Raw genomic sequence first — 26,978 nt, forward strand, 5'->3', positions numbered from 1 at the left:
TGCCATGACCGACGCGACCGCTGCCTACGCGTCCGAGGTGCCGCGACGTCCCGACGACGCTCTGCGCGATGTCAAGCGAGCCCACCGGCCGTTTCCGCTTGTCCGGCTGGCGCTCTGGGCGTTCACCGTCGCCGTGGCGGCCGGCTTCGCCTATATCGTCGCGGTCAACCCGAATTTCGGTTGGCCAGTCGTCGCCCAGTATTTCTTCGATCCGACGGTCATGCAGGGGCTTTCCGTAACGCTCGGCCTGACGGTCGTGGCGATGATCCTGGGTATCGTGCTCGGCCTGCTGCTCGCCATCGCGCGCATGTCGAAAGACAGGCTGGCATCTTTTCTATCCGGACTGTTCATCTGGTTCTTCCGGGGAACGCCGCTGCTGGTGCAGCTCATCCTGTGGTACAATCTTTCGACGCTGTTTCCGCGCATTTCCATCGGTTTCGCCAGTTGGAACACCAACGACCTGATCACGCCTTTGACGGCGGCTATCCTCGGTCTGGCGCTGAATGAGGCCGCCTATATGGCAGAGATCATTCGTGGTGGGCTGCTGTCGGTGGACAAGGGGCAGGCCGAAACGGCTGAAGCCTTCGGCATGACCCGCGCGCGGGCCCTGCGGCGCATCATCATCCCGCAGGCGATGCGCTCGATCGTGCCGCCGACCGGCAATCAGCTGATCAGCATGATCAAGGCGACGTCGCTGGTCAGCGTCATCGCCATGGCCGACCTGCTGTACTCCGTGCAGTCGATCTACAACCGCACCTTCGAAATCATTCCGCTGCTGATGGTTGCGGTGCTCTGGTACCTGCTGATCATCTCGGTTCTCAATGTCGCGCAGGGCGCGATCGAACGCCATTACAGCCGCGGCGACCGCGGCGCCCGCGAGAAGACGGCGACCGCCACCCTGGAGGCCGCCAATGAGCGCGCATGACACGCCCTTGGTCCGGGCGCGCAACGTTCACAAGGCCTTCGGCCCGCTCGAGGTGCTGAAGGGCATCGACCTGGACGTCGCGCCTGGCGAGGTGGTGGTCGTTCTCGGACCGTCCGGCTCCGGAAAGTCGACCTTCCTGCGATGCATCAATCATCTCGAGGCGATCGACCAAGGGGCGATCGAGGTGGACGGCGAGCAGATCGGCTACCGGTTGCACGACGACCGTCTCGACAAGCTCTCCGATCGGGCGATCGCGGCGCAGCGGCGCAAGATCGGCATGGTGTTCCAGCAGTTCAATCTCTATCCACACATGACGACCCTTCAGAACGTCATCGAGGCTCCGGTCGGCGTTCACCGGGAGAACCGCAAGGAAGCGATCGGCTACGCCCGCGAACTGCTGACCCGTGTCGGTCTCGCCGACAAGATCGACGCCTATCCGCGCCAGCTTTCAGGCGGCCAGCAGCAGCGCGTCGCCATCGCCCGTGCGCTCGCCATCCGCCCGAAATTGATGCTCTTCGACGAGCCGACGTCGGCGCTCGATCCGGAGTTGGTCGGCGAGGTGCTCGCCACCATGCGCGATCTTGCCAGGCAGGGCTTGACCATGATCGTGGTCACGCATGAGATCGGCTTCGCCCGCGAAGCGGCGGATCGGGTGGTGTTCATGGACGACGGCAATGTGATCGAGGCCGGGCCTCCGGACGAGGTTCTCGCCAAACCCAGGCACCCGCGCACGCGGGCCTTTTTAAGCCGTTTCATCTGACAGAAAAGCCGGCGCCATTACGTGCTCGGCAAAGGACCCCTCATGCCAAAGACCTCCAACCAGTTCGCCGATGTTTCCGACTTCGCCGACAAGGCCGCCGAGCTTGCTGCGGCTCGCCAGCACCTGCACGCGCATCCCGAGCTTTCCTTCCAGGAGCACGAAACGGGTGCATACGTTGCCGAACGGCTCGAAAGCTGGGGCTATGAGGTGACACGCAATGTCGGCGGGCTCGGGGTCGTCGGCCGCTTGCGCCAAGGCAGCGGCCGCAGCATTGCCATCCGCGCCGACATGGACGCCTTGCCGATCACCGAAGCGACCAATCTCCCTTATGCCAGCCAAGCCAGCGGCAAGATGCACGCCTGCGGCCATGACGGCCACACCACGATGCTGCTCGGCGCGGCCGAATACCTGGCGCGCACGCGCCATTTCAACGGCACGGTGAACCTCATCTTCCAGCCGGCCGAGGAAGCCGGCAAAGGAAGCGGGGCGCAGGCGATGATCGCCGACGGCCTGTTCGAGCGCTTTCCCTGCGATGCGATTTTCGGGCTGCACAACCATCCGGGCGCGCCGGCGGGTTCCTTCCTGATGCGCGCGGGGCCGCTGATGGCAGCGAGCGATACCGTCACCATCAAGATCGCCGGGCGTGGCGGCCACGCCTCGCGTCCGCACCTGACGGTCGACCCGATCGTCGCTGCCGCCAACATCATCATGACCCTCCAGACGGTGGTGTCGCGCAACGTCAACCCGATCGAGACGGCTGTCGTCACCGTCGGCACCATTCACGGCGGCACGGCCTCCAACGTCATCCCCGAACAGGCCGAGATCACGCTCAGCGTCCGCTCCTTCTCGGTCGAGATTCGCGATAGGCTCGAGCAGCGTATTCGCAGTATCGCAGCACTTGTGGCGCAGGCGCATGGCGCAACCGTCGAGATCGACTACGAGCGCGGCTACCCGGTGGTGGTCAATTCCGAGAGCGAGACGTCCTTTGCGACAGACGTCGCTGTTGAACTCGTTGGTCACGACAAGGTGGCCGTCTGCCCGTTGATCCCCGGCAGCGAAGACTTTTCCTATTTCCTCGAGCACAAACCCGGTTGCTTCCTCCGCCTCGGCAACGGCGAGGATTCAGCCATCCTTCACAGCTCGAAATATGATTTCAACGACGGCAATTTGACCGTTGGCGCAGCGCTCTGGGCTCGATTGACCGAGAGATTCCTGGCCGCTTGATCCATACTTGCGGCTGGGATCGCCGATCGGCCGGTCGAGCAGAATTGGGGCGACCGGCCGCGCGACCATCTTCAACGAACTCTCACCGCATTCCAGCTACTTCGAACAGGTAAGGTTTCACTTTCAGACGAACAAAAAGTCACTCGTTGTCAGCGGGCTCGCAAAGTTTGCGAGAGTAACTTGATCGACTCCCGCGGTAATAATGGTGTCGGTTCCACTTTGCGCAATTGTGAGATCATCGAACGATTGCACGCCCTCCACGCCACTAAACACGATAGTGTCGCCTTGGGTCTGGCTGAAGTCGTAGATGGTGTTTTGGGTTCCGACCGTCATTGAACCATCGTGCTTGAATATGAATTGGTCTGCGCCGCCCTGAGCCAACTCGCTCAGTTGTCCATCCCCCCACATGTCATTGATGACCGTGCAGCCAGGTGCCGCGCTCCCTGCGTACAGGACATCGTTGCCGCCCTGAGCCGAACCGGACATTTGCAGAGCGTCGCCGCACAGGAAGTTGCGAACTTGGCCGCTTTCGCTGTTCTGGCCCCCGGTAAGAATGTCATTGCCGCCCTGGGCGGAGCCGGACATAGCGCGCGCGTCGCCGGACAACTCGTTTAGAACGTCAGGAAAGGCGCTCTTGTCCCCGCCGGTCAGGGTGTCATTGCCGCCCACAGCGTTGCCGAGCATCGTCACGGCGTCGCCATACCCCACATTATGGGCGGTGCCTTGCAGCACGGCCACGTCATCGCCCCCAAGCGCATGGTCGAACATACTGCCGCCCGCGTCACCGTAGAACGTTACCCGGGACCCACCCACGCTCGTGAAGGTGTCGTTGCCGCCCGTGGCAAAACCGGAAAGATCGCCGCCCGCATCGCCATAGAGAGTTTTGCTCCCGAGATCCCCAAACGTGTCTGTGTAATAGTCGTCGCCGCCCAGAGCATGGCCAGACATGTTGCCGCCGGCGTCGCCGAAGAAAGTGTTGGTGGAAAAGGAGCGGCCCGTAAAGGTATCGTTGCCACCCCTACTGTCGTCCGACATGTCGCCGCCGGCATCGCCGTAGAAAGTGTTGAATGAATCGCTCTTGCCCGTGAAGCTATCGTCGCCGCCCCGCGCATTGCCGGACATGTTGCTGCCGGCGTCACCGTAGAAAATGTTATTGGCTTCTTTCGAGCCCTCGAAGGTGTCGTTGCCGCCCTTGCTGCGATCGGACATCTCGCCGCCTGCATCACCGTAGAAGGTGTGGTCGGCTCCTTGTTTGGTTTGGGTCAGGAAAGTGTCGTCACCCCCATGAGCATGGCCGAGCATGTTGCCGCCGGCGTCACCATAGAAGGTATCGACTACCTGCCTTGCCAATCCACTGTTGAAGGTATCGTTGCCGCCCTTGCTGTGGTCCGACATATCGTCGCCCGCGTCACCATAGGCAGTCGTCGTGGTGGACGAAAGCCCCGTGGTGAAGGTGTCGTCACCGCCCCGAGCAAAATTGAACAAGCTCCGAGCCGCGTCACCGTAGAAGGTGTAGGTCGACGGTGCGGTTTCCGTAAAGGTATCGTTGCCGCCTCTCGAGAAATCGAGCAGGCTGCCGCCGGCGTCGCCGGTCAAGATATTCGTGTTTGGATCGCCTGTGAGGGCGTCATCGATACCCCACTGATGATCTGCTAGATCACCGGTAGTAAAGGGAACGCGTTTAGACATTATCCGCTCTCCTGTTGAGCCTACCCGTCCCATCACAGCCGTACGATGTGAGCCAAGAGCGAGCAATAATCCCGAAGGGCTATGTCGTTAGGCGTAGGGATCGGTAACTCGTCACCGGGGCGCCATTAACGGCAGCTTCCTGTGGCCGTCCTATTCCCGGCTATCCCAGCCTCGCTCTCGCCTTGGCCGTCCATGCATTGAACAGCCGGTCGGCGACGATGCCGATGAAGGCGATGGCCAGGCCGGCGACGATGCCGCGGCCGGAATCGGCCTTGGACAGGGCGATGAACACTTCCTGGCCGAGATCGCGCGTGCCGACCATGGCGCAGATGATGATCATTGCCAGCGCCATCAGGATAGTCTGGTTGACGCCGAGCATGATCTCCGGCAACGCCAGCGGCAGCTGCACGCGAAAGAAGGTCTGGCGCTTGGTGCAGCCGGAAACCTTCGCCGCCTCGATCAGCGCCGGCGGCACCTGCCGGATTCCGTGATTGGTGTAGCGGATGGCCGGCACCACGGCGAAGGCGACGGTGGCGATCATCGCGGTGACGTCGCCGACTCTGAACAGCATCACCACCGGAATGATGAAGCAGAACGACGGCAGCACCTGCAGCGTGTCGATGACCGGCGTCACGATCTTTTCGAAGCGGTCGCTGCGCGATGCCATCAGCCCGATAGGGATGCCGATCAGGCAAGCGATAAAGGCCGAGATGCCGCACAGGTAGACCGTCGCCATGGTCTTTTCCCAAAGGCCGGTGACGGCGCAGAACGCTGTCAATGCCGCGACCAGGGCGGCGAAGCGCAAGCCGCCGAGCTGGTATCCGGCAAGGCCGAGGAGACAAACCGCGCCCAGCCACGGAAAGCCCTCGCAGAGAGCGCGCACCGGGTTCAGCACATTGAGGATCAGCGCCACGCGGAACGCCTCGATCGTGTCGAAGAAGTTGATGGTGATCCAGTTCACCGCCGCCTTCCACAAAGGCGCGGTGGTGAAGGTGATCGCCTTCGGCACCGCCGCGAAGGCCGGCACGAACAGGCCGAACAGTGTGCTGACGGCAAGGATGGCAACGGCCAGCGTCAGATTGGGATAACGGCGCCAGAAGCTCGGGCTCACGTCCTGATAGACATTGCCCTTGGCGTGATTGTGCGCGATCGCCTGGCTCAGCCGGTCGAGCGCAATTGCCAGTGCGACGATGGCGAGGCCTGCCTCCATCGCCTCGCCGACCTTGAGCGCGCGCAGCGCCAAAAGCACATCATAGCCGAGGCCGCCGGCGCCGATCATCGAGGCGATGATCACCATATTGAGCGCCAGCATGATAACCTGGTTGACGCCGACCATCAGCGTCGGCCGCGCCGACGGCAACAGCACCCGCCACAGCTTCTGCCGTGCCGTGCAGCCGGCCATCTCGCTGAAATCGTCGATCTCCGACGGCACCCGCGACAGGCCCAGCATCGTCGCCCGCACCATTGGCGGTGTCGCGAAGATTGCCGTCGCGATCATTGCCGAGACTGGGCTGTTGCCGAACAAAAGCAGCATCGGGATGAGATAGGCGAAGGTTGGGATCGTCTGCATCAGATCGAGGGCAGGGGAGATCAATAGCCTTTCTGCCCAAGGCTTGCGCCATGCCCAGATGCCGGCGAACAGCCCGGTGACAATGCAAAACGGCACAGCGATCGAGATCAGGCCCAGCGTCAGCATGGCGCTGGTCCACTGCCCGAACAGCGCGATGTAGAGAAAACACCCGCCGACCAGCGCGCCCAGCTTCCAGCCGCCGGCAGCGCGGCCGGCAAGGTACGCGGCAGCGCAGACGCCGACCCAGGACAGGCGCGGCAAGACGATCATATCCGCGCCATGGCCGATCTTGAAATTCTTGGCGAGAAGATTGAGCGCGAAATCGAGCGGCACGCCGAGCACGGCGGTGAGCGAGCGCGTCAGCCAGGAGAAGTTCGACTTCACCCAGTTCATCAGCGCGCTGACCCAGTCGGCGACGGGAATGACGGCATTGGCTGGGTAATTGACCGTCCAGGGCAGGCTTTCCTGCAGCAGGAAGACAACAAGCACGGCGGCGAGCGCGCAGGCCCAGATCACCAGCCAGGTCTGACCCTGCCGCGGCCTCGCTGCGCTCGCGCTTGCCGTGACCGTCATGCGCCGGCTCCGGGACGTTCGATGCCAGCGAGAAGATCGATCACCGCCTGCGGCGTTACCTCGCCGATCGGCTTGCCGGTGCCGTTGACCACCGCGAAGGGCTTGCCGGCAGAGACGATATCTGCCGAGAAACTGGCGATCTTGGCATCGGGCGCGACCGTGCCGCCATGTTCAGCGCCGTCGCAGGCGCGCATCAGGCTCTTGGCCGAGATCACCTTGGCGCGGTCGACGTCGCGGGTGAATTCGGCGACATAATCCGTCGCCGGGTTGACCACCAGCTCTTCCGGCGTGCCGATCTGGATGACCTCGCCGTCCTTCATGATGGCGATCCGGTCGGCCAGCCGGATGGCCTCGTCGAAATCATGGGTGATGAAGACGATGGTCTTGTGCAGCATGGTCTGCAGCCGCATCAGCTCGTCCTGCATCTCACGGCGGATCAGCGGATCGAGCGCCGAGAATGGCTCGTCGAGGAACCAGATTTCCGGCTTGGTGGCGAGGCTGCGGGCGATGCCGACACGCTGCTGCTGGCCGCCGGAAAGCTCGCGTGGATAGAAATGCTCGCGGCCGCGCAGGCCGACCAACTCGATGACCTCGCGAGCCCGCTTTTCGCGCGTCGGCCGGTCCTGCCCCTGGATGCCCAAGGGAAAGGCGATGTTCTCCAGTACGTTGAGATGCGGCAGCAGGGCAAAATTCTGGAACACCATGCCCATGCGGTGGCGTCGCAGCTCGATCAGCGCGGCATCGGAAATCTTGAGCAGGTCCTTGCCTTCAAACTCGACCTTGCCGTGGGTCGGCTCGATCAGCCGCGACATGCAGCGCACCAGCGTCGACTTGCCTGATCCCGAAAGTCCCATGATGATGAAGATCTCGCCTTGCCGGATTTCGAGATCGACGGCGCGCACCGCGCCAACCAGTCCGGCAGCGGCGATGTCCGCCAGGCTGGCCTTGCCGTCGCGCCGGCGGATGAAATTGGCCGCGTCCGCCCCGAACAGCTTCCAGACATTGCGGCAGGCAAGCTTTATCGGGCGGGCATCGTTGCCCGCTTTCGCCGCGCGTTCAATCGTATCGGTCATGCAATCGTCCTTCTGGAATAGGGATCGAGACCCGGCCACGAATGGCCGGGCCGTCGGATTTCCAGTCAGACGGTCACTCGGCCCAAGCTTTCCAGTCGGCTTCGTGGGCGGCGATCCAGGCGGCGGCGACGTCTTCCGGCGTCTTGCCTTCGAGATCGATCTCGCCGCTCATCTTGTTGAGCTCGTCGGTATCGACCGTGTAGTTTTTGGCGACCTTGTAGGCGACCGGCCATTTGTCCTTCATGCCGGCCCAGGAATATTTCCAGATCTCGCCATGCGGCTTGCCACAGTCGTATTTCGCATCGGGGTTCACGCCCCATTTCGGGTCGGTGTAGCACTCTACAGTATAGTCGGGGAATTCGATCCATTCGCCCTTGTATTTGGCCGGTGCCCAATGCGGCGAATAGATCCACAGCATTATCGGCGCCTTGCGCTGATAGGCCGAGTCCAGTTCGGCGAACATCGCTGCATCGGTGCCAGCATGGATGACGGTGAAGGGCAGTTTCAGCGCCTCGACGCGCTCGTCGTCAAAACCTTCCCATGTCACAGGGCCGCCGAGATAGCGCCCCTTCGGTGTTGTTTCCGCCGTCGAAAAGGTCTCGGCGCATTTCGGGTCCTTCAATGCCTCCCAGTTCGGCAGGCCCGGGCATTTCTCTTTCATATATTCAGGAAACCACCATTCCTCCTTGGCCTTGGGCCCGAGCTTGCCGAGACGTTCGGTCTGGCCGGTCGCATCCGAGGCCTTCATCGCTTCGCCGGCCGTCGTGTCCCAGAACTCCATGCCGACATCGATGTCGCCATTGGTCAGGCCGGTGGTCAGGCTGGAGAGATAGTCGGCGGTCGGGTACTCGACGGTATAGCCGAGCTTTTCGAGGATGCCGCCGAGGATCTTGGCGTTCAGATTGACGCTGGTCCAGTCGAACAGCGCGATCTTGATCGGGTCGTTGGATTCCGGCGCCGCTGCTTGTGCCGGTAGTGTCAGCGCGCTTGCTGCGGCAAGCGCCAAGGCTCCCATTGATAGTTTCGAAATCATGCTCCGAAGTAACATGCTTGTTCTCCTGTCAAGCTCTGGTGGACGTTATCGTTCGTTCCCTTCTTGCGTCTTTTTTTGATTGTGTTGGAAAAGCTGGTCGTTGCGCAAGGCCGTCGGCGCCACAATGCTGCCGAAGCGGATGCCGGCGCAAAACGGCGTGGTGCCCAAATTGGTGAAGATGTGGCGGGACCGGCCGCGTCATGACTGCCGAACGATTGCTGCCGAGGCAGTGATCCACGGATCGATCGCCGGTCTTGAGGTGCAAACCATCAAAGTCCCATGATCTCGGCTGTTGGCTCTGTAATTTGCCAGAGCCACTTTCATGAGATGAAATTATATATACCAACGTTCACGTGGCGCAACGATTAACGCCTGCGCCAATTTCACGGCCGTCTTTTTGCATGAACCCTTAGATCGGTTCGAAAAAAGCCAAGGTTGCCAGTCATCGGGTTACCAGCCGCGACGACAGGATATCGACACAATGCAGCAGACCAGAGCGCCTTATTTCTTCGCCAACCGCGGTATCGCCGTCGGCTTCTGACCCTTTCAACACCAGATCGTCTCCGAGGCTTGCATGACCTCTTCCTTGAACAGACTGCGCATTGCCGTGCTCTTTGGCGGACGTTCCGCCGAACATGACGTTTCGGTGCTTTCCGCAACCAATGTCATGCGTGCGCTGCTGCCTGCCAAATACGATGCCGTCCCAATCTTCGTCACGCGCGAGGGACGGTGGCGGCTGAGCAGCTTTCAGGATGGTAAGCTCGCGAAACCTGCAGGCGGCACGGAAGTTTGCCTGCTTCCGGGTGGGCGCGGACGGATGATGGCGATCCCGGCCGACGGCACGCCCTATGATCTGCCAACGATCGACATCCTGTTTCCCGTCCTGCACGGCCCCCATGGCGAAGACGGCTCGGTACAGGGGGTGGCCGAGGTGGCTCTGGTGCCGCTCGCCGGCTGCGGCATCCTGGGTTCAGCAACCGCACTGGACAAGGATATCACCAAGCGGCTCCTGAAAGCGGCGGGTCTGCCAATCGCGCGCTCAGTGACGGTCTATGAAGGTGCGGCGCCTGCCCTCGCCATACTAGAAAGCGAACTCGGCCTGCCGTTCTTCATCAAACCGGCGCGTCAGGGGTCGTCTGTCGGGGTCAGAAAGGTCAATGCCAGCCAGGAATTCGATGGGGCGCTTGCTGAAGCCTTCCAGCACGATTGCAAGCTGTTGGCCGAGGAATTCGTTCATGGGCGCGAGATCGAATGTAGCGTGTTGGAGGACCCGGCAGGCGACCTGTTCGTCTCGCGGCCAGGCGAGATCGTGCCGGCGGAAAGCCACGGTTTCTACAGCTACGATGCCAAATACATCGACGAGAACGGCGCGGCGCTAAAAGTGCCGGCCGAACTGCCGCCCGAGGTCGAGGCAAGCATGCGGGATGTGGCTGCAAGGGCTTTCAGAGCCGTCGGCTGTGACGGGATGGCGCGCATCGACTTTTTCCTGACACCGGACATGCAGTTCTTGGTCAATGAAATCAACACCATCCCCGGCTTCACCGATATCAGCATGTACTCCAAGGCAATGGCGGCAAGCGGCGTCAGCTATTCCGAAATCATCGACCGGCTCGTGGAACATGGATTGGCGCGGGCCGGCCGAGCAGCCTGAATGCAGCGAAGCGGCTTTCAGATCCCGGCGGATGGAACGTTGGCCTGTGTCGTATCTTACGACATGATCAGGCCGCCATCGACATTGATGGTCTGCCCGGTGATATAGGCCGCATCGTCGCTGGCGAGAAAGCTGACCAGGCCGGAGACGTCCTCGCCGCTGCCGGCGCGGCCCATCGGGATGTTCTCCACCCATTCGGCCATCAGCTCGCCGGGCTTGTAGTCGCCCATCAACTTGCCCCATGCGGCATCGTTATAGGCCCACATATCGGTGTCGATGATGCCGGGGCAGATCGCGTTGACGGTGATCTTCTCCTTCGCCACTTCCTTGGCGAGGCTCTGGGTGATGCCGACGACGCCGAATTTCGAGGCCGCATAATGCGGCGTGTAGATAAAGCCCTGCCGCGCCTGGCCGGATGCGGTGTTGATCAGCCGGCCGCCATCGCCATGCTTGCGGATGCGCGCGATCGCCTCCTGGCAGCACAGGAACACGCCCTTGGTGTTGACCGCCATCACCTTGTCCCATTCTGCCTCGGTCATCGCCTCGATCCTGGCGATGGTGATGACACCGGCATTCTGCACGGAGATGTCGACGCGGCCGAACTCCTGCTCGGCCAGATCGTAGAGCGCGACGACTTCGTCCTTTTTGGTCACGTCCATGCGCATCCACGCGACCTTGGCGCCCGCAGTCTTCAGATCGGCGGCAACCTCTTCGACGCGCGCGTCGATGGCGCTGACGACGACCGCAGCACCTTCCGCCGCGAAGCGCCTGGCCATTGCCGCGCCAATGCCGCCGCTCGCGCCGGTGATCACCGCCGTTTTTCCCTGGAATCGCTTCTGCATTTTTTCTCCTACCAGCAGACGAAGCCGCCATCGACGATCAGGTCGATGCCGGTGACGAAACTCGCGGCGCGGCTGGCCAGGAACACGGTCGGGCCGACCATCTCTTCCGGCGCCGCCATGCGGCCCATCGGCGTGTCGCGCTCAAAGATCCTGACCTGGTCGGCGACCTCCGGCCGCTTGTTCATCGGCGTCAGCGTGTAGCCGGGGCTGACGACGTTGACGCGCAGGCCGCGATCGGCCCATTCCATGGCGAGGCTCTTCGACATGTGGATGACCGCGGCCTTCGACGAGTTGTAATGCGCCTGGGTCAGGCCGCGATTGACGATCGAGCCCGACATCGACGCGATGTTGATGATCGAGCCCTTGCGCCGCGTCAGCATGGCACGGGCCTCGGCCTGGCAGGACAGGAACACGCCGCTGACATTGACGTCGTAGAGCTTCTGCCATTTCTCCAGCGACAGCGTCTCGGCCGGCTCGGCAGCGGCAACGCCGGCATTGTTGACGGCGACGGTCAGCGCGCCGAGCTCAGCCTCCGTACGCTCGATCGCAGCCGCCAAATCGGCCTCTGAAGTCACCGTGCCAGTCAGCACCAGTGCCTTGCGGCCGAGTGCTGTGATCTGGTGTGCGGTCTCCTCCAGCCCGCCTTTGGAGGCGTGACCGAAACAGGCTATGTCGGCGCCGGCTTCGGCCAGGCCGATGGCGATTGCTTGCCCGATGCCGCTGCCGGCGCCTGTCACAAGTGCCACGTCACCATGAAGTTCGAATAGTTTCATCGTCGGTCCCTCTCCTCCAACCGCCGTCCTCCGGAAATAAAGGGGCGCCAACTCTGTTGCTGGCGCCCCGCGCGGTCTGGTGCCCGGGAGGATACCACCTGCTGCGCTTTGTTTCGATGGGCTGTCCTAGCTTGTGGCGAGTTCCATGACGGCGACATTGCTCGCATCACTGCGGTCGAGAATGCCGCGCTGACGGCCGCGGCTCAGCACGAGCACGCGATGCGACAGGCCGAGCACTTCCTCGAGGTCGGAACTCACCACCACCACCGCCATGCCGGAACGGGCAAGGTCGGCGATGACATCGTAGATCGCGGCGCGGGCACCAACGTCGATGCCGCGCGTCGGCTCGTCCAGGATAAACACCTTGGGCGGGCGCGACACCCATTTGGCAATGATCACCTTCTGCTGGTTGCCGCCTGAAAGCTTGCTGACCGCCTGGTTCGGCCGGCCTTTGACGCCGAGCCGGCGAATACCGGCCTCGGCGAATTTCTGCACCGCCTTCGGGAACACCCAGCCATTCGGCGCGACATGGTCGAAATTGCCGATCGCCAGATTCTCGCCGATCGTCTGGTCGAGCACCACGCCTTGCGCCTTGCGGTCTTCCGGCACGAGCACGACGCCGGCCTTGATCGCCGCCGCCGGCCCATTGAGATGCACCGGCTTGCCGGCGACGCGCACCGAGCCGGATGAGATCGGGTCGGCGCCGGCGATCGCCCTCACCAGCTCCGTGCGGCCGGCGCCGATCAGCCCGGCAATGCCGAGGATTTCGCCGGCCCGCACCGAAAAGCTGACATTTTGAAAACTGCGTTCCGGCGAGGACAGGTTCTCGACCTCGAGCAGCGTGTCGTTGCGGGGCGCCGACAAAGTCGGGAACATCCGCTCGACGCTGCGGCCGACCATCTGCTCGACAACGGTGCGCACCGGAATGTCGGCGCGCTCGTGCCGCGCGACGATGCGCCCGTCGCGCATCACCACCACACGGTCGGCGATTTGGGCGATTTCGTCCAGCCGGTGGCTGATATAGATGAAGGACATGCCTTCCGCCTTGAGCTTGCGGATTTGCTGGAACAGGAGCTCCGTTTCCTCGCCGCCAAGGGCGGCCGTCGGTTCATCGAAGATCAGCAGCTCGGCATTGAGCGTCAGCGCCTTGGCAATCTCGACCTGCTGCTGGGCGGCGATACGCAGCGTGCGCACCTTGCGCTCGGGCGAGACATCGAGCCCGAGGCGCTTCAACTGGGCTGATGCCCGTGCATTCATTGCCGCGCGGTCGATGCGGCCGCCGCGCATCGGCAGGCGCCCGACATAGACGTTTTCGGCGACCGACAGATCCGGCAGCAGCTTCAGCTCCTGGTGGATCATGCCGATGCCGGCGTCGATCGCCGCGGCAGGATTGGCGGGGGAATAAGCGTTCCCCCGCCAGGTGATGGTGCCGGCATCGGGCTTGGTCGACCCGGCGATGATGTTCGAGACGGTGGACTTGCCGGCGCCGTTTTCGCCAAGCAGCGCCACGACCTCGCCCGGCCGCACCTCGAAGCTCGCATCGGCCAGGACCTGCACCGGTCCGTAGCTTTTGCAGAGGCCGCTGACGACGAGACCCAGATTGGGGCTGTGCGTGTGGCGAGGTTCGGTGGACATTGTTGCGCTCGTCGACTGCCGGACTGGTCTAAATCAGGGATGCTTGGCGATGAACTGCTCGACATTGTCCTTGGTGGTCAGCGTCGCATCCTGCAGCTGTTCTGCGGGAATGGTCTCGCCGGCCACCAGCTTGATTGCCGCATCGACGGCAAGCCGGCCCATGCCCTGGGTCTGCTGCGTCGCCGTCACGTCGAAGACGCCGTCCTTCAGCGCCTTGAGCGCCGCCACGTCGCCGTCGAAGCCGGCAACCCAGACCTTGTGGCCGGGATTGGCGACCTTGACCGCCTGCGCCGCACCGAGCGCCAGCGCATCGGCCTGGCCGATGACGATCGACACGTCGGGATGCGACTGCAACAGATCCTGCGTCAGCTTGAAACCTTCGTCCTGGTGCCAGCCTTCGCTCCACAATTCGCCGACGACCTTGATGTCGGGATAGCCCTTCAGCGCTTCGCCGCAGCCCTTCGAGCGATCGACCTCGGGCGTCGTACCCTTCTGGCCGTGGATGATGATCAGCTCGCCCTTGCCGCCGGCCTGCTTGGCGATGTAGTCGCAAACCGCTTTCGCCGATGCCACGCTATTGGTGGCGATGAAGGTGTCGCCGGGCGCGCCGTCGGCGTTGCGGTCGACATTGATGACTGGGATGCTGGCAGCCTTGGCCGTCTTGGTCGGCACGGTGGCGGCGGTGGCGCCGGCCGGAATGTAGATCAGCGCATCGATATTCTGCGTGATCAGATCCTGCACCTGGCTGACCTGGGTCGCCGAATCGCCCTTGGCGTCGACGGTGACGACCTCGATGCCCTTTTCCTTGCCGTAGGCTTCGACGGACTGCTTGATCTGGTTGAAGAAGTCGGCCTGCAGATTGGCGACGGCGAGGCCGAGCTTCTTGGCTTCCTTGGCCGAGGCCATGTCGGACAGGCTAAGCAGCGGGATGATGGCCGCGGCGGCAACCAGCAATGAACGTTTAGTCAGCATGTTATTCCTCCGTTGATGTTCAATCTGTCCTGCCCGCGCATCGCGGCGCCCCGTGGCCGAACAACTCCCAGTTTCGGATCACCGATCCGTTTTCGCCCGAATATCCGGGTGAATCTCATTGAGCCCAATTCTTCATTGTGCCCCATTTTTCATTGTGCTCTGCGCCGCCAGGTGTCGGTGGCCACCGCCAGCGCGATCACCACGCCGATAACCACTTGCTGGATGAAGGGCGAGACACCGAGCAGGTTCAGCCCGTTGCGCAGCACGCCGATGATGAGGACGCCGATGGCGGTGCCGCCGATCGAACCGACGCCGCCCGACAGGCTGGCGCCGCCGATAACCACCGCCGCGATGGTGTCGAGCTCGTAGCCAAGGCCGGAGCTCGGCTGGACGGAATCGAGCCGGGCGGCAAGCACGATGCCGGCGAGACCGGCCAGCACGGCGCAGATCGTATAGACCCAGTTTGTCAGCGACCTGACCGGTATGCCGGACAGCCGGGCGACTTCGGCGCTGCCGCCGATTGCGTAGAGGCTGCGGCCGGTGGCGCGATAATTCAGGAAGATCGCGAAAATGACGGCAAGCACGATCATCAGCCCGACGGTGACCGACAGGAAGCCGAAATGGCGGATGATCGACAGGCTGGTGAACCAGTCGGGAAAGCCGACGATCTGCGAGCCGTCGGTGATCATATTGGCGAGACCGCGCGCCACCGACATCATGGCCAGCGTGGCGATGAAGGGCGGCAGCTTGGTGACCGTCACCAGCAGGCCCGAAACCAGCCCGCAAAGGCCGGCGACGACGAGGGCTGCGGCGATGCCGGCCGGCAGGCCGAGATTGAGATAGTCCGGATGGGCGACGAAGCCCATCACCATGGAAGCCAGCGCCAGCACCGAGCCAACGGACAGGTCGATGCCGCCGATCAGGATGACCAGCGTCATGCCGATCGCCATGATGCCGAGTACGGTAACCTGGTCGAGCACGTTGAGGATGTTGCGGATGGTCAGGAACGTATCGGTGGTCAGCGAGAGCGCCAGGCACAGCAGGACCAGCCCGATCAGCGGGCCCATGGTTCCGGCAAAGACAGCCGAAAACTTTGCGCCCGTCGTGGCCTGCGTACCAGAGCCTGCTTTCAACTCGCTTGCGTCGTTGCTCACAGCCACTTCGTCTCCTCCACAGCAATCCGGCGCTGCATCACCGGGCCACTTTGTTCACCAGGCCCCTCCATGTGAACAATTTATCTTTAACATGCAATTTTGTTCAGCTAAACTGTTCGTCGGAAAATTGTCAAGGCCTGCCGTTTCATTCGACGACGGTTTGCGCTGTCCGCCGGTTTGCCTTACGCAAGGTCTCGGAAATCTTGGGCATTTCGAAGTCGCCGGATTGGAATATCATGAGCAGAGCCGGCGGCTGCGGCAAGGCAAACAGATGACGATCGTAGAGAACGAAAGAGCCTCGCGCTTTCCCGACGCCGAACTCAAGGCCCGCGCCGCCTGGCACTATTATGTCGAGGGTCTTACACAGGAGCGGATTTCCGAAATTCTTGGCGTCGGCCGCATCAAGGTACATCGCATTCTCTCAGCCGCCCGCGAAGAGGGTGTCGTCCAGTTTCGCATCCGCGACAGCGTCGTCGAATGCGTGGTTTTGGAGGAAAGCCTCAAGCAGAGGTTCGGGCTCAGCCAGGCTGTTGTGGTGCCGTCGGCTGCCGACCGAAGCAACGCACCGCTGATGATCGGCCACGCCGCCGCCGCCTATCTGGCCGACCATGTGAATGCCGGCGATGTCATTGCGCTGGGCTGGGGGCGGACGCTGAAATTCGCCATCAATGAGTTGCCAAGGCGGCCTATCGCCAGGACCACGGTGGTTTCGATGCTTGGCGGCCTGACCCATGCACAGCCGCTCAACCCGACAGAAAGCGCCTGGGATTTCGCCGAGAAGATCGGTGCGGAGTGCTTCCTGCTGCCGGTGCCGGTCTATGCCGACCGGCCGGAACAGCGCGACGCGTTCATGAGCCAGCGCAGCGTTCAGGACGTTGTCTTCCGTGCACGCCGGGCAAACATTGCCGTGCTCAGCGTCGGCTCGTTTTCCAACGACAGCCCGATCGCCAATTACGGCTTCATCAAGCCAAGCGAACTCGAGGAACTGCAGGCGGCCGGCGCCGTCGGCGATATTCTGTGTCATTTCATCGACGCCGAGGGCCGCCCGGTCGACCACGAGGTGAACCGCCGCGTCTGTGCCTATCCGCTGCAGGATCTGTCGGATATCCCGAGCATCATCCTGGTGTCGGGAGGGCAGGAAAAGATTGCCATCATGCGGGCAGCACTCGCCAACACCAAGGTATCGGTTCTGATCACCGACGAGGATGCGGCAAAGGGGCTGCTCAACCGCTAGTCGCGTTGAGAGCACTCAGCCGCACGTGGATATCGCGCGTCGCTTGATAGAGATCGCGGTAGATTGCCTTGCGGCCGCGATAGCCGGCAACAAGTCCATCGACCGGGTCGACATGCATGGTGGGAGCGGCAGCCATTGCCTTTGCGGCGGCTTCCGGCGAGGCAAACCAGCCGACCGCGGCGGCCGCCAGCATGGCGGCGCCGAGTGCGGCGGCTTCGTTGACCGGCGAAACCGAGATCGGCCGCTCGAGCACGCTTGCCATGATCTGCATGAGGAGTACGCAATTGGTGCCGCCGCCGGCGGCAATCATCGCCGCCTGTCCGCCGGCCTGGGCTTCCATGGCCTCGGTGGCAACGGCCTGCTCGAAGGCGATGCCTTCCAGGACAGCGCGGAAAAGATGCTCCGGCCGGTGGTCGAGCGACAGGCCGACAATGGCGCCACGCGCGGCACCATCCCAATAGGGGCTCATGACGCCGGCCCAATAGGGCATGACGAGCAGGCCCTCGCTGCCAGCGGCAACCTCCAGCGCCGCTTTCTCCAGTGCTGCCGCCGACGGCGAACCGGTCGTGCGGACAATCCAGTCGACCAGTTGCATGCCCGAACGCAGCACTGTCTCCAGCATGAAACCGGAACCGGTCGGCGAGACCAGCGTGCGAAAGGCGTCCGAGGTTTTCACCTTGCCGGAATAGCAGCCGCTGACCACGCCGGAGCCGAGCGAGAGATAGCTCTTGCCTTCGCCGTAGACGCCCATGCCGAGGCCCATCGCCTGGCCGTCCCCAGCGCCGGCAACGACCGGCGTGCCGGCCCTCAGGCCGGTCAGTTGCGCCGCGGTTGCGGAAAGCCCGCCGCAAATTGCGCCCGGCGCGACCAGGTCGGGCAATTGCTCCATCTGCAGTCCGGCGGCCGCAACGAGGCGGGGATGCCAGGTACCTCTCTCGACGTCGAGGAGCCCGAGCGGATCCGCACTTGCGGTGCTGGTGACCAATCGCCCGGTCAGCCGCTGGACGAAGAAACCGTGCACGTCGACCAGTGCCGCTGCCTGGTGAAGCACCTGAGGCTGGTGTTCGGCAAGCCAGGCGATGGCGTAGAGCGCCGGCGTCGGGTCCGGCGGCTTGCCGCTCCAGTCGCGGATCGCCTCGCGGCCGAGTTCGGCCGAAAGCCTGATAACCTGCGGCCGGGCGCGTTCGTCCAGCCACAGGATCGCCGGAATAAGTGGTTTGCCGGCGCTGTCGACCAGCGTGAAGGTCTCGCGCTGGTGGGCAATGGAGATCGCCGCCACGCGGAAAGCGCCGACCGCCTCAGTGACCTGCTTCAATGCGCCAAGCAGCGCCGTCCACCAATGTTCGGCGTCCTGCTCGAAATGGCTGGGCTTCGGATTTGAAAGCGGATAAGTCTCGCGCGCCTGGAACAGCTCCTCGCCGTCGCGGGTGAAGGCAATCGCCTTCACGGCCGTGGTCGAGGCGTCGATCCCGATTACGATATCGTCCATCAGGCGGAGATCCGGCGGGGTCAAGCCGCGTTGGTAGCGAACCGTCCGTCCGACTGATCGAGACGACGGCGGATCTGGGTTATCACCATCGAATCGTCGGGTACACAATTTTCATAGGTCAGGAAATCGCCGATCTTGAGCGGCTTGACCACCTTGGCCCGTTCGGCAAGGCCGAGCGGCAGCGCGCCCCGGGCGCGTGCATCTTCCCATGTCATGGCGAAGCCGCGATAGTCGTTCTCGCCGATCATGCCGAGCGACTGGCCGACGCCAAGATCGCTCTTGGCAACCGCCACCGCCTCGGCGACCGGACGGTCGAGCGGCTCCATGTCGGCCCGTTTGTAGACGACGGCGCGCGCCGCCGACAGCGGCACTTCCAGGCTGGTCAGATGATAGGGCCGGAAGATCGTGAAATAGGGGCCTTTGCCGACCTTGAGGTCGATCATGCGCTCCAGCACGCGCGGATGCTGGGTCTCGATGATGCAGAACACGCCGGGCGCCACGCCCTTGCCGATCGAATAATCGACCACGCCCTTGCGATGCAGCACGCCGCCATCCTCGCGCGGGCAGAGCACGCTGGCGAGCTCCTCCAGCGTTGCGGTTGGGCCGTGCATGCCCGGCACGTCGGGCACCAGGCCGGTGGCATTGGCGATCGCCACCATTTCGATGGCCGTCTTCGAGCCGTCGACGAATTCGACCAGCATGCGCGCATTCATGTTGCGCTCGGCCGCTTCTTTCTCGTAATCGGCCGGCATGGCGTCGATCTTCAGCGGATTGTTCTTGCCCTTGCCGGCGGCGATGATGTTGAAGCCGAGGCTTTTGGCAAAGCCGATGATCTCCAGCGTGCAGGCCGGCTCGTCGCCGGCGGCACCGGTATAGACGACGCCGGCCTTGCGTGCCTCGTCCTTGAGGAAGCGGCCGATCGTGATGTCGGCCTCGACATTGAGCATGACGATGTGCTTGCCGTTCTTCATCACTTCCAGCGCGAACAGCGTGCCGATATTGGGATTGCCCGTCGCGTCGATGATGACGTCGATCCGGCCGGCCGCCGCCAGCGCGTGCAAATCTTCGGTCACCGCAATCTTGCCGGCCTCGATGGCGCGGTCGATCGCCGCCGCATTGCCGGCCTGGACGATGTCGGAACGGTCGTGGCCAGCGAGCAGCGCCGCGTCGATCGCTGCCTGCGGCCTGACCTCGGAAATAGCGCCGATCCGCATGCCCGGCATCAGTGCCACCTGGACGACGATGTCGGTGCCCATCTGACCGGCGCCGGCAAGCCCGATGGTGATCGGCCCCTGCTGTTCAGCGCGCTGCAGAAGTTCCGCTGCAAATTGCGGATGGGACATGTCGCTTCCTCCAGTTCTTGACGCGCCGCAGCGTCCAAATCAACGTTTTGAACATTCCTATTTCCAAATGAAAAATATTTCAACCTGCAATTGGGACATTCCCGCTCTGGAATGGCCGATCGCTTGGGGTCAGCTGCCGGTCAGGGCACGACCTCTGCAGGTAGCCGGACGGCGCCGACCGATGCGGGTTGCTCGACGTTGCCTTGAGGTGGCGCGGTCTCTACCTCAGCTGCCGATCTCGAAGAAGGGCGCGCCGAGCAGGTCGGGAACGACATCGATACCAAGTCCCGGCCCGTCCGGAATGCCCATGCGGCTGCCCGAGACCGGCGGCATATTGGATGCGGTGCGCACCGTCACCCATTCGTGGAAGGCGATGGCGTGCAGCCGGCGCTCCTCGGGCGTCGACAGCGACAGATGCGCCATGGCCGATGTGTCGATCTCGGCGCCGCCAGTGTCCTCGACGGTGATCATGAAGCCGAGATCGACGGCGAGGTCGCGGATTTGGCGCGTTTTGGTCACTCCTCCGAGCCGCGAGATCTTCAGCGTCAGCCCGTCGGCAGCGCGCTTGCGGTGGATGTCGAGCATGTCGTCCAGCGAGGCGACGGATTCGTCGAGCACCATCGGTTTGTCAAGCGAGCGGCGCACCGACATGCATTCGTCGATCGTCGTGCAGGGCTGTTCGAACGTGTAGTCGATGGTGCGCGTCGCATCCACGAACTGGCATGCCTGGTAAGGCGTCCAGCCGGCATTGGCGTCGCAGAAGATGACGGTGCCCTTCGGCACCGCGGCGGCGACGGCTGTGACGCGTTCGATGTCGTCATGGACGTTGCCGCCGACCTTGACCTGCAGTCGATGAAAGCCGTCTTTGACGATGCGCTTGGCAAGTGCAGCCATCGCGTCGACCGTGCCATGGGTGACGACCTTGTAGAGTTCGGCCGTCTCGCTCTCGCGTCCGCCAAGCAACGTAACCAGCGGCACGTCGGCGGCGCGCGCCGCGAGATCCGAGCATGCCATGTCGAGCGCCGACTTGACGTAGGGATGGCCCTTGAACACCGTATCCATGAGCCTGTTGATCCCGGCAAGCCCGCGTGGGTCATGGCCCATGAGATGCGGCGCGATCTCGACGACGCCGGCGCGCGTGCCGGCGGCGAACGCCGGTGAATAAAAATTGCCGAGCGGCGCCATCTCGCCCCAGCCGGTGAGCCCGCTATCTGCGATGACGGCGACGATCACCGCGTCGAACGCATCGGCGACGCGCCCCTTGGACATACGATAAGGCCCGTCAACGAAGGGCTGCACGACATGGTAGGCTTTGATGGTTTTGATCTGCACGTTTTCTGTCCGTTGCCTATGTTCCGGGATGACCCGCCAAACTTGTCGGTTTCAACCGCCTTCGGGCCGGCCGCTACGATCGGCACCGGCGCCCTTTGAGCCGCGCTCTTCCAGCCCGCGCGCATAGGCGAGCAGTTCCTCGAAATCCAAATCGATATGCTCCTTGGCGTGGCGCTGGGCAGCGCGCATGTCGCTGCCCTGGAGCAACTGCACATAGGTTTCGTGAGCGTCTTCGGCAGGCACCGGCTCGTTGCGGGCCCGCTGGTGCAGCGCAAAATACATCTGCAGCCGGCTGGCCAGCCGCTGCCAGGTTTCCAGCAGCACCGAGTTGTCGGCCCATTCGTGGATCAGTCCATGCAGTTGCAGCGCCGTTTCGATCTGCCGCGTCGTGTCCAACTCGCGCGTCGCCTGCTTCACCGCCGCATGCCGCCGGTCGATCTCATCGAAGAAGCGCTGGTCGCGAAGCGGCCAGGTCCGCTCGATGGCGAATTCGTCCAGCACCTTGTTGAGCGAATAGGCATCGTCGATGTCCTTGGCGGTAACGTCGATGACGAAGGTTCCGGCGTAGGGGATGCTGGTCAGGATGCCTTCCTGCACCAGCTCGCGCATCGCCTCACGCAGCGGCGCACGACTCACCCGCATCTGCTCGGAAATCCTGAGTTCGTTGAGTTTTTGTCCTGGCTCTAACTGGCCGGTCAGGATCGCGCGCCGGAGCAGCGCCACGATCTCGGCCCGGCGTGTCGTATCCGCGATCGGACTGAAATCCAGCTTCGCCATTCGGTGCTCCAGGAGACCAAAAGCTACACAAGCAGATTGTCGACAATCTAACAAGAGGGTAATTGCGGGTTCAGGTTCTCCGCTGGCCTGCAGCTTGCGGCAGATGGGTACGTCACGGCCCGCTCTATTTGCGCCTTCATGGCTCCTGCCAAGGCCGAGTGCGCCGATGAGGCCAATCTTGCCGACCCTGCTCAGCAAGAAAACGGCGCCCTCGGCGTGGGAGCCGAGGGCGCCGCGGGACCGGACCTGATGGGGGTTATCAGGTGGCCGGTTTCTGGGGTAGCGGCGAGACCGGCATTCCCGGGCCGATCTTCTGCAGATTGCCGGTGATCACCTGGTCGCCTTCGGCTACGCCGCTCAAGATGGCCACCTGATCGCCATTGGTCGGTCCGAGCGAAACGATGCGCTGGTCGACGGTGTTGTCCTTGCCGACGACATAGAGGTATTTGCCGAGCTGGCCTGAGCCGAGTGCCGTCTGCGGCACCATCAGCGCATCGGGCTGCTCTTTGACGTGCAGCCGGACGCGGACATACTGCCCGGGCAGCAGCGTGAATTTGCCGTTGCCGACCGTCGCCCGTGCCGTGATCGTGCCGGTCGAGCGATCGATTGTGTTGTCCATGAAGGTAAGATCGCCCTTCTGGCGCGGTTCGGTTTCACCGGGAAGCAGGACGTCGACACTGATCGGTCCCGCAGCCCGAGCTTCCTCGATCTGGGTCAGGTCCGTTTCGCTCGGATTGAAGGTGACGTAGATCGGATCGAGCTGCACCAGCGAGTTGAGCACCGTGCCGGCAACGCTGACCAGCGTTCCGACGGAAGCCTGGCTACGTCCGATGCGTCCCGCGAACGGGGCACGGATTTCGGTATAGCTCAAATTGAGCTCGGCGGTCCGCAAGGCGGCTTGGTTCACGGCGAGCGAGGCCTGAGCCTCGCGCAAGGTGCTGGTGCGCTGGTCGAACACGTCCTTGGCGAGATAGCCGCTCTTGGCGAGCTCGCTGCCGCGCCCGAGATTGGAGCGCGCATAGTCGAGTGTTGCCGTGTCGCGCTGGATAAGCGCCTTCGCCTGCTCCAGGGCAGCCTGGAAATCCTCCGGGGCGATCTTGTAGAGAAGGTCGCCCTTTGCAACATCGCCGCCGTCGGTGGCGACCTGCTCCTGCAGATAGCCCGGCACGCGCGCCTGCAGCGTAATGCTGCGGATCGGCTCTACCCGGGCGGCGTAGTCGAGATAGATCGGGATCGTCTTCTTGACGACGCTCACCACCGGCACCGGCATGACAAAGGCTTCCGGCTTGGGTGTCGCCGCCCCGGCCGTGCCGGCGTTGAGGCTGAGACTGCCCATGTCGAGCAAGTGAACGCTCGCTATCGAAATCGCCCCAAGGGCGACGGCCGTTCCCAGCGCGATTTTCCATTTACGCATGATCGATTCTCCAGTCCTATTCAGCCGCTTCGGCCAATGGCTCGAAGGCGGGTTCGGCGGTTGGTTGTTCAGTCGTTTCGGAGACCGGTTCGCTCTCGCTGCGGCGCTCGCGCAGCTGCTCGATCACCGCATAGAAGACCGGCACGAACACCAGCGACAGGATGGTCGCTGCGACCATGCCGCCAAAGACGGTGGTGCCGATCGACTGCCGGCTTGCGGCACCCGCACCTGTGGCGAACATCAGCGGCAGCACGCCGAGGATGAAGGCGAAGGCGGTCATCAGGATCGGCCGCAGCCGCAGCCGCGCCGCTTCCATCGCGGCGTCGACGATGCTGAGGCCTTCTTCGCGCCGGCGCCGGGCAAACTCGACGATCAGAATCGCGTTCTTGGCCGCCAGTCCGATCAGCATGACGAAGCCGATCTGCGAGTAGACGTCGATCTGCATGCCGCGCAGCCACAGCACGACGAACGCACCGAACAATGCGAGCGGCACCGCCAGCAGCACCATGAACGGCATCGCCCAGCTCTCATATTGCGCGGCAAGGATGAGGAAAACGAAGACGATGGCGAGGCCGAAGACGACGGATGCGATCGATCCCGCCTTGAGCTCCTGATAGGTGATGCCGGTCCATTCGTAGCCGAAATCTCTCGGCAACGCCGTGGCAGCGGCACGTTCCATTGCCGCCACCGCCTGGCCGGACGAAAAGCCGGGGGCGGCGCCGCCATTGATCAGGGCCGACGCATTGTTGTTGTAGTGCGGCACGGTCTCGGGGCCGACGATGGGCACAAGCTTGCCCAGCGTGCTCAGCGGCACCATGCCACCCGACGCATTGCGGACATAGAGCCGCGAAATGTCGGCCGGACCGGCTCGAGAGTCCTTGTCGGCCTGGATCGTCACCCGGAAGGTGCGGCCAAACAGGTTGAAGTCGTTCACATAAAGCGAGCCGAGATAGATCTGCAGCGTGTTGAAGACGTCCGGCAGGTTGAGCCCGAGCAGCTTTGCCTTGGCGCGATCGAGATCGTAGTTGAACTGCGGCGTCGAGGTCGAGAACGACGAGAACAATTGCTGTGGGTTGAGCTCCGGCTGCTTGCGCGCCTCGGCAATCACAGCTTGCGTCGCATCGTTGAGCGCCACGCTGCCGCGGCCGGTCAGATCCTCGACCTGGAACTCGAAGCCACCGGTGGTGCCGATGCCCGGGATCGAAGGCGGGTCGAAGCTCAGCGCAAAAGCCTCTGGAATTTGCAGCAGCTTGTTGCGCACGTCGGCGACGAGCTTCGAGGCGCTCTGGTCGGGGCCGCGTTCGTCCCATGGCTTCAGGATGGCGAATTCGACCGCCGAGTTCGACTGCGCGGCACTGGTCAGGAAGTTCAAGCCGCTGATCGAGCCGACAATGTCGACGCCGGGCGTGTTCTGCAGGATATCGCGTGCCTTTTGCGCCACTGCATCGGTGCGTTCCAGCGAGGCCCCGTCGGGGAGCTGGATAACGACGAAGAAGTAGCCCTGGTCTTCGACCGGAAGGAAGGTCGAGGGCAGGCGCTGCCAGACGAAGTAGGTCGCGACAAGTCCGGCCGCGAACAGGCCAAGCATGATCCAGCGCAGACGGATGAGAATGCGCACGCCATTCGCATACGCATGCGACAGCCGTTCGAAGCCCATGTTGAACCAGCGGAACAGCACGAACTGCGTTTCAGGCCGGTGGCGCAGGAACGCCGCGCTGAGCGCCGGAGTAAGCGTGAGCGAGACAAAGGCCGAGATGCCGAAGGAGATCGCGACTGTCAGGGCAAACTGGTTGTAGAGCCGGCCGGAAACGCCGGGGATGAAGGCAACCGGCACAAACACGGCCATCAGCACGGCGGTCGTGGCGATGATCGGTCCGGTGACCTCGGCCATCGCCGTACGCGTGGCAGCCAGCGGTTTGAGGCCGGCCTCGAGCTGGCGTTCGACATTCTCGACGACGACGATCGCGTCGTCGACGACGAGGCCGATCGCCAGCACCATGCCGAGCAGGCTGAGCATGTTCAGGGAGAAGCCGAACATGTACATGACGACTAATGTCGACACCAGCGACACCGGAATCGCGATCGTCGGGATGATCGTGGTGCGCCAGCTTTGCAGGAAGATGAACACCACCGCGACGACCAGGACCAGCGCCTCGCCGAGCGTGATCAGCACGTCATGCATAGACGCCGATACGAAACGTGTCGTATCGTAATGCATGGCATAGCTGACCCCCTTCGGGAAGCGGGCCGACAGCTCCTGCATCTTGTCCTTGACGCGCTGCTGCAGATCGAGCGCGTTGGAGCCCGGCATCTGGTAGACCGCGAGCACCACCGTCGGGTCCTTGCCGAAGAAGGCCGACGACGAATATTGCAGCGCGCCGAGCTCGATGCGCGCAACGTCGCGGAGCCGCACCAACGAGCCGTTGGCGGTATTGGCCCGCACGACGATGTCGCCGAACTCCTTGGGGTCGCTCAGCCTGCCGACGGCGTTGACCTGCATCTCGAAAGCGGTGCCGGCCGGAGCCGGCGATTGCCCGATCTTGCCGGCCGCCACCTGGACGTTCTGCTCGGCGACGGCGTTCTGCACGTCGACGGCGGTGATGCCGAGATTGGCGAGCTTGTCGGGATCGAGCCAAACGCGCATCGAATAGCGCCGCTCGCCGAAGATCTGCACGTCGCCGACGCCAGGCAGGCGCTTCAGCGGATCGACCACCTGCAGGTAGGCGAGATTGCTCAAAGTGACCGGGTTGACGGAGCCGTCCGGGGAGGTGAGGTCGACGATCAGGACGAAGTTCGGGTTCTGTTTCTTGATCGTCACGCCGCCCTGGTTGACGATGGCCGGCAACGAGGAAGCCGCCTGCGAAACGCGGTTCTGGACGTCGACGGCGGCGGTGCTCAGGGAATAGCCGACCTCGAAAGTGATGGTGATCGTCGAGGAGCCGTCATTGGAGCTCGACGACGACATATAGGTCATGCCCTGAACGCCGTTGATCTGCTGTTCGAGCGGCGTCGTCACCGTGTCGGCGACAACCTGCGCGCTGGCGCCCGGGTAGTGGGCGCTGACCACGACCTGGGGCGGCGTGATGTCGGGAAACTGCGAGACGGGCAGCAGAAAATAACAAATGCCCCCGGCGAGCACCATGATGATGGCGATCGCCGACGCAAAGATCGGACGATGAATGAAGAAGTTTACCATGAGATGCACGCCTCGCCCGATGCTCTGGCCCGGCCAAAGGCCCTGGCCACCCTGGACAGTCGCCGGCTGCGCGTTGAGCCGGAATCTTCGAGAAAGCCGAAATCTTGCAGCGGGCGACGCGGCGCGTTGCGGCGCTCGGCCTGCTCGTCCGCCAGCGCACGCAGCATCGCCTCGAAAGACCGCGGGTCGACGCGGTCGGCCTTCATCAGCATGCGGATCATCGGATCCTTCACAACTTCATCGATCGTCAGATCATTGCGCTGCGACATCGAAGCGGCTCCTGGTTTTTGGCGATCCGCGGCAGGCCGCGGATCGGGTG

Annotated in this window: 22 protein-coding genes; 6 read left to right on the forward strand and 16 right to left on the reverse strand. The window is 63.2% G+C overall.

Annotation, left to right across the window (positions count from 1 at the left end):
* The first annotated feature begins 4 nt into the window (after positions 1-4).
* The 3 genes from X760_RS42360 to X760_RS42370 are packed head-to-tail and all read left to right on the forward strand — an operon-like array spanning position 5 to position 2,909.
* The gene (locus tag X760_RS42360) at positions 5-925 is read left to right on the forward strand and encodes an amino acid ABC transporter permease (protein ID WP_023716781.1); all 921 of its coding nucleotides are present in this window, start codon (positions 5-7) and stop codon (positions 923-925) included.
* The gene (locus X760_RS42365) at positions 912-1,685 is read left to right on the forward strand and encodes an amino acid ABC transporter ATP-binding protein (protein ID WP_023716782.1); all 774 of its coding nucleotides are present in this window, start codon (positions 912-914) and stop codon (positions 1,683-1,685) included. Before X760_RS42360 ends, X760_RS42365 begins: the two co-directional genes overlap by 14 nt.
* Positions 1,686-1,727: 42 nt before the next feature.
* Entirely contained in the window at positions 1,728-2,909 is a 1,182-nt protein-coding gene (locus X760_RS42370; RefSeq protein WP_023716783.1) for a M20 aminoacylase family protein, read from the forward strand.
* 123 nt (positions 2,910-3,032) lie between these two features.
* Here the strand turns inward: X760_RS42370 and X760_RS42375 are convergent, their stop codons facing one another.
* From X760_RS42375 to X760_RS42390, 4 genes are all read right to left on the reverse strand, one after another.
* The gene (locus tag X760_RS42375) at positions 3,033-4,598 is read right to left on the reverse strand and encodes a hypothetical protein (RefSeq protein WP_031193333.1); all 1,566 of its coding nucleotides are present in this window, start codon (positions 4,596-4,598) and stop codon (positions 3,033-3,035) included.
* A gap of 160 nt (positions 4,599-4,758) precedes the next feature.
* On the reverse strand, positions 4,759-6,741 hold the full coding sequence (locus X760_RS42380) for an ABC transporter permease subunit (protein WP_023716785.1): 1,983 nt from the start codon (positions 6,739-6,741) through the stop codon (positions 4,759-4,761).
* Positions 6,738-7,814, reverse strand: a complete 1,077-nt coding sequence (locus tag X760_RS42385; protein WP_023716786.1) for a glycine betaine/L-proline ABC transporter ATP-binding protein — start codon at positions 7,812-7,814, stop codon at positions 6,738-6,740. Before X760_RS42385 ends, X760_RS42380 begins: the two co-directional genes overlap by 4 nt.
* A gap of 73 nt (positions 7,815-7,887) precedes the next feature.
* Positions 7,888-8,862, reverse strand: coding sequence for an ABC transporter substrate-binding protein (locus X760_RS42390; RefSeq protein ID WP_023716787.1), 975 nt, complete (start codon positions 8,860-8,862; stop codon positions 7,888-7,890).
* A gap of 85 nt (positions 8,863-8,947) precedes the next feature.
* On the opposite strand from X760_RS42390, the gene X760_RS42395 reads away from it, so the two are divergent.
* Together X760_RS42395 and X760_RS42400 are read left to right on the forward strand one after the other, a co-directional pair.
* Positions 8,948-9,130 (forward strand): hypothetical protein, encoded by a 183-nt coding sequence (locus X760_RS42395; protein WP_023716788.1) that lies wholly within the window; start codon positions 8,948-8,950, stop codon positions 9,128-9,130.
* A 291-nt stretch (positions 9,131-9,421) separates the two neighbouring features.
* Complete coding sequence (locus X760_RS42400; protein ID WP_023716789.1) at positions 9,422-10,498, forward strand: D-alanine--D-alanine ligase family protein; 1,077 nt, start codon at positions 9,422-9,424, stop codon at positions 10,496-10,498.
* Between the two features lie 56 nt (positions 10,499-10,554).
* On the opposite strand, the gene X760_RS42405 is transcribed toward X760_RS42400, so the two are convergent.
* The 5 genes from X760_RS42405 to X760_RS42425 all read right to left on the reverse strand — a co-directional run bounded on the left by X760_RS42405 (position 10,555) and on the right by X760_RS42425 (position 15,880).
* Positions 10,555-11,340: a glucose 1-dehydrogenase gene (locus tag X760_RS42405; RefSeq protein ID WP_023716790.1), complete on the reverse strand. Its 786-nt coding sequence runs from the start codon at positions 11,338-11,340 to the stop codon at positions 10,555-10,557.
* 8 nt (positions 11,341-11,348) lie between these two features.
* Positions 11,349-12,113: an SDR family oxidoreductase gene (locus X760_RS42410; protein ID WP_023716791.1), complete on the reverse strand. Its 765-nt coding sequence runs from the start codon at positions 12,111-12,113 to the stop codon at positions 11,349-11,351.
* Between the two features lie 126 nt (positions 12,114-12,239).
* Positions 12,240-13,748, reverse strand: a complete 1,509-nt coding sequence (locus X760_RS42415) for a sugar ABC transporter ATP-binding protein (protein ID WP_023716792.1) — start codon at positions 13,746-13,748, stop codon at positions 12,240-12,242.
* 33 nt (positions 13,749-13,781) lie between these two features.
* Entirely contained in the window at positions 13,782-14,720 is a 939-nt protein-coding gene (locus X760_RS42420; RefSeq protein WP_023716793.1) for a sugar ABC transporter substrate-binding protein, read from the reverse strand.
* Positions 14,721-14,869: 149 nt separating this feature from the next.
* Positions 14,870-15,880, reverse strand: a complete 1,011-nt coding sequence (locus X760_RS42425; RefSeq protein ID WP_023716794.1) for an ABC transporter permease — start codon at positions 15,878-15,880, stop codon at positions 14,870-14,872.
* 265 nt (positions 15,881-16,145) lie between these two features.
* Here X760_RS42425 and X760_RS42430 point away from each other — a divergent pair, with 265 nt between their 5' ends.
* Positions 16,146-17,108 (forward strand): sugar-binding transcriptional regulator, encoded by a 963-nt coding sequence (locus tag X760_RS42430; RefSeq protein ID WP_031193335.1) that lies wholly within the window; start codon positions 16,146-16,148, stop codon positions 17,106-17,108.
* Here X760_RS42430 and X760_RS42435 read toward each other — a convergent pair.
* From X760_RS42435 to X760_RS42465, 7 genes are all read right to left on the reverse strand, one after another.
* Complete coding sequence (locus tag X760_RS42435) at positions 17,098-18,597, reverse strand: FGGY family carbohydrate kinase (protein ID WP_023716796.1); 1,500 nt, start codon at positions 18,595-18,597, stop codon at positions 17,098-17,100. The genes X760_RS42430 and X760_RS42435 overlap by 11 nt on opposite strands.
* A gap of 20 nt (positions 18,598-18,617) precedes the next feature.
* Entirely contained in the window at positions 18,618-19,940 is a 1,323-nt protein-coding gene (locus tag X760_RS42440) for a homoserine dehydrogenase (protein ID WP_023716797.1), read from the reverse strand.
* Positions 19,941-20,165: 225 nt separating this feature from the next.
* Positions 20,166-21,272 carry a mandelate racemase/muconate lactonizing enzyme family protein gene (locus X760_RS42445; protein WP_023716798.1) on the reverse strand — a complete coding sequence of 369 codons (1,107 nt, stop codon included), beginning with the start codon at positions 21,270-21,272 and terminating at the stop codon, positions 20,166-20,168.
* Positions 21,273-21,323: 51 nt separating this feature from the next.
* The gene (locus tag X760_RS42450) at positions 21,324-22,049 is read right to left on the reverse strand and encodes a GntR family transcriptional regulator (RefSeq protein ID WP_023716799.1); all 726 of its coding nucleotides are present in this window, start codon (positions 22,047-22,049) and stop codon (positions 21,324-21,326) included.
* 259 nt (positions 22,050-22,308) lie between these two features.
* The gene (locus X760_RS42455; RefSeq protein WP_023716800.1) at positions 22,309-23,463 is read right to left on the reverse strand and encodes an efflux RND transporter periplasmic adaptor subunit; all 1,155 of its coding nucleotides are present in this window, start codon (positions 23,461-23,463) and stop codon (positions 22,309-22,311) included.
* Positions 23,464-23,479: 16 nt separating this feature from the next.
* Positions 23,480-26,659 (reverse strand): multidrug efflux RND transporter permease subunit, encoded by a 3,180-nt coding sequence (locus tag X760_RS42460; RefSeq protein ID WP_023716801.1) that lies wholly within the window; start codon positions 26,657-26,659, stop codon positions 23,480-23,482.
* Positions 26,653-26,928, reverse strand: a complete 276-nt coding sequence (locus X760_RS42465) for a hypothetical protein (RefSeq protein ID WP_023716802.1) — start codon at positions 26,926-26,928, stop codon at positions 26,653-26,655. Before X760_RS42465 ends, X760_RS42460 begins: the two co-directional genes overlap by 7 nt.
* Between the last annotated feature and the right edge of the window lie 50 nt (positions 26,929-26,978).

The organism is Mesorhizobium sp. LSHC420B00 (genome assembly GCF_000503055.1).
Classification (GTDB): domain Bacteria; phylum Pseudomonadota; class Alphaproteobacteria; order Rhizobiales; family Rhizobiaceae; genus Mesorhizobium.

What these genes read in the sequence shown, in the direction of transcription:
- X760_RS42360 (WP_023716781.1), top strand. Translation starts at nt 5, where the DNA reads ATGACCGACGCGACCGCTGCCTACGCGTCCGAGGTGCCGCGACGTCCC.
- X760_RS42365 (WP_023716782.1), top strand. Translation starts at nt 912, where the DNA reads ATGAGCGCGCATGACACGCCCTTGGTCCGGGCGCGCAACGTTCACAAG.
- X760_RS42370 (WP_023716783.1), top strand. Translation starts at nt 1,728, where the DNA reads ATGCCAAAGACCTCCAACCAGTTCGCCGATGTTTCCGACTTCGCCGAC.
- X760_RS42375 (WP_031193333.1), bottom strand. Translation starts at nt 4,598, where the DNA reads ATGTCTAAACGCGTTCCCTTTACTACCGGTGATCTAGCAGATCATCAG.
- X760_RS42380 (WP_023716785.1), bottom strand. Translation starts at nt 6,741, where the DNA reads ATGACGGTCACGGCAAGCGCGAGCGCAGCGAGGCCGCGGCAGGGTCAG.
- X760_RS42385 (WP_023716786.1), bottom strand. Translation starts at nt 7,814, where the DNA reads ATGACCGATACGATTGAACGCGCGGCGAAAGCGGGCAACGATGCCCGC.
- X760_RS42390 (WP_023716787.1), bottom strand. Translation starts at nt 8,862, where the DNA reads ATGTTACTTCGGAGCATGATTTCGAAACTATCAATGGGAGCCTTGGCG.
- X760_RS42400 (WP_023716789.1), top strand. Translation starts at nt 9,422, where the DNA reads ATGACCTCTTCCTTGAACAGACTGCGCATTGCCGTGCTCTTTGGCGGA.
- X760_RS42405 (WP_023716790.1), bottom strand. Translation starts at nt 11,340, where the DNA reads ATGCAGAAGCGATTCCAGGGAAAAACGGCGGTGATCACCGGCGCGAGC.
- X760_RS42410 (WP_023716791.1), bottom strand. Translation starts at nt 12,113, where the DNA reads ATGAAACTATTCGAACTTCATGGTGACGTGGCACTTGTGACAGGCGCC.
- X760_RS42415 (WP_023716792.1), bottom strand. Translation starts at nt 13,748, where the DNA reads ATGTCCACCGAACCTCGCCACACGCACAGCCCCAATCTGGGTCTCGTC.
- X760_RS42420 (WP_023716793.1), bottom strand. Translation starts at nt 14,720, where the DNA reads ATGCTGACTAAACGTTCATTGCTGGTTGCCGCCGCGGCCATCATCCCG.
- X760_RS42430 (WP_031193335.1), top strand. Translation starts at nt 16,146, where the DNA reads ATGACGATCGTAGAGAACGAAAGAGCCTCGCGCTTTCCCGACGCCGAA.
- X760_RS42435 (WP_023716796.1), bottom strand. Translation starts at nt 18,597, where the DNA reads ATGGACGATATCGTAATCGGGATCGACGCCTCGACCACGGCCGTGAAG.
- X760_RS42440 (WP_023716797.1), bottom strand. Translation starts at nt 19,940, where the DNA reads ATGTCCCATCCGCAATTTGCAGCGGAACTTCTGCAGCGCGCTGAACAG.
- X760_RS42450 (WP_023716799.1), bottom strand. Translation starts at nt 22,049, where the DNA reads ATGGCGAAGCTGGATTTCAGTCCGATCGCGGATACGACACGCCGGGCC.
- X760_RS42455 (WP_023716800.1), bottom strand. Translation starts at nt 23,463, where the DNA reads ATGCGTAAATGGAAAATCGCGCTGGGAACGGCCGTCGCCCTTGGGGCG.
- X760_RS42460 (WP_023716801.1), bottom strand. Translation starts at nt 26,659, where the DNA reads ATGGTAAACTTCTTCATTCATCGTCCGATCTTTGCGTCGGCGATCGCC.
- X760_RS42465 (WP_023716802.1), bottom strand. Translation starts at nt 26,928, where the DNA reads ATGTCGCAGCGCAATGATCTGACGATCGATGAAGTTGTGAAGGATCCG.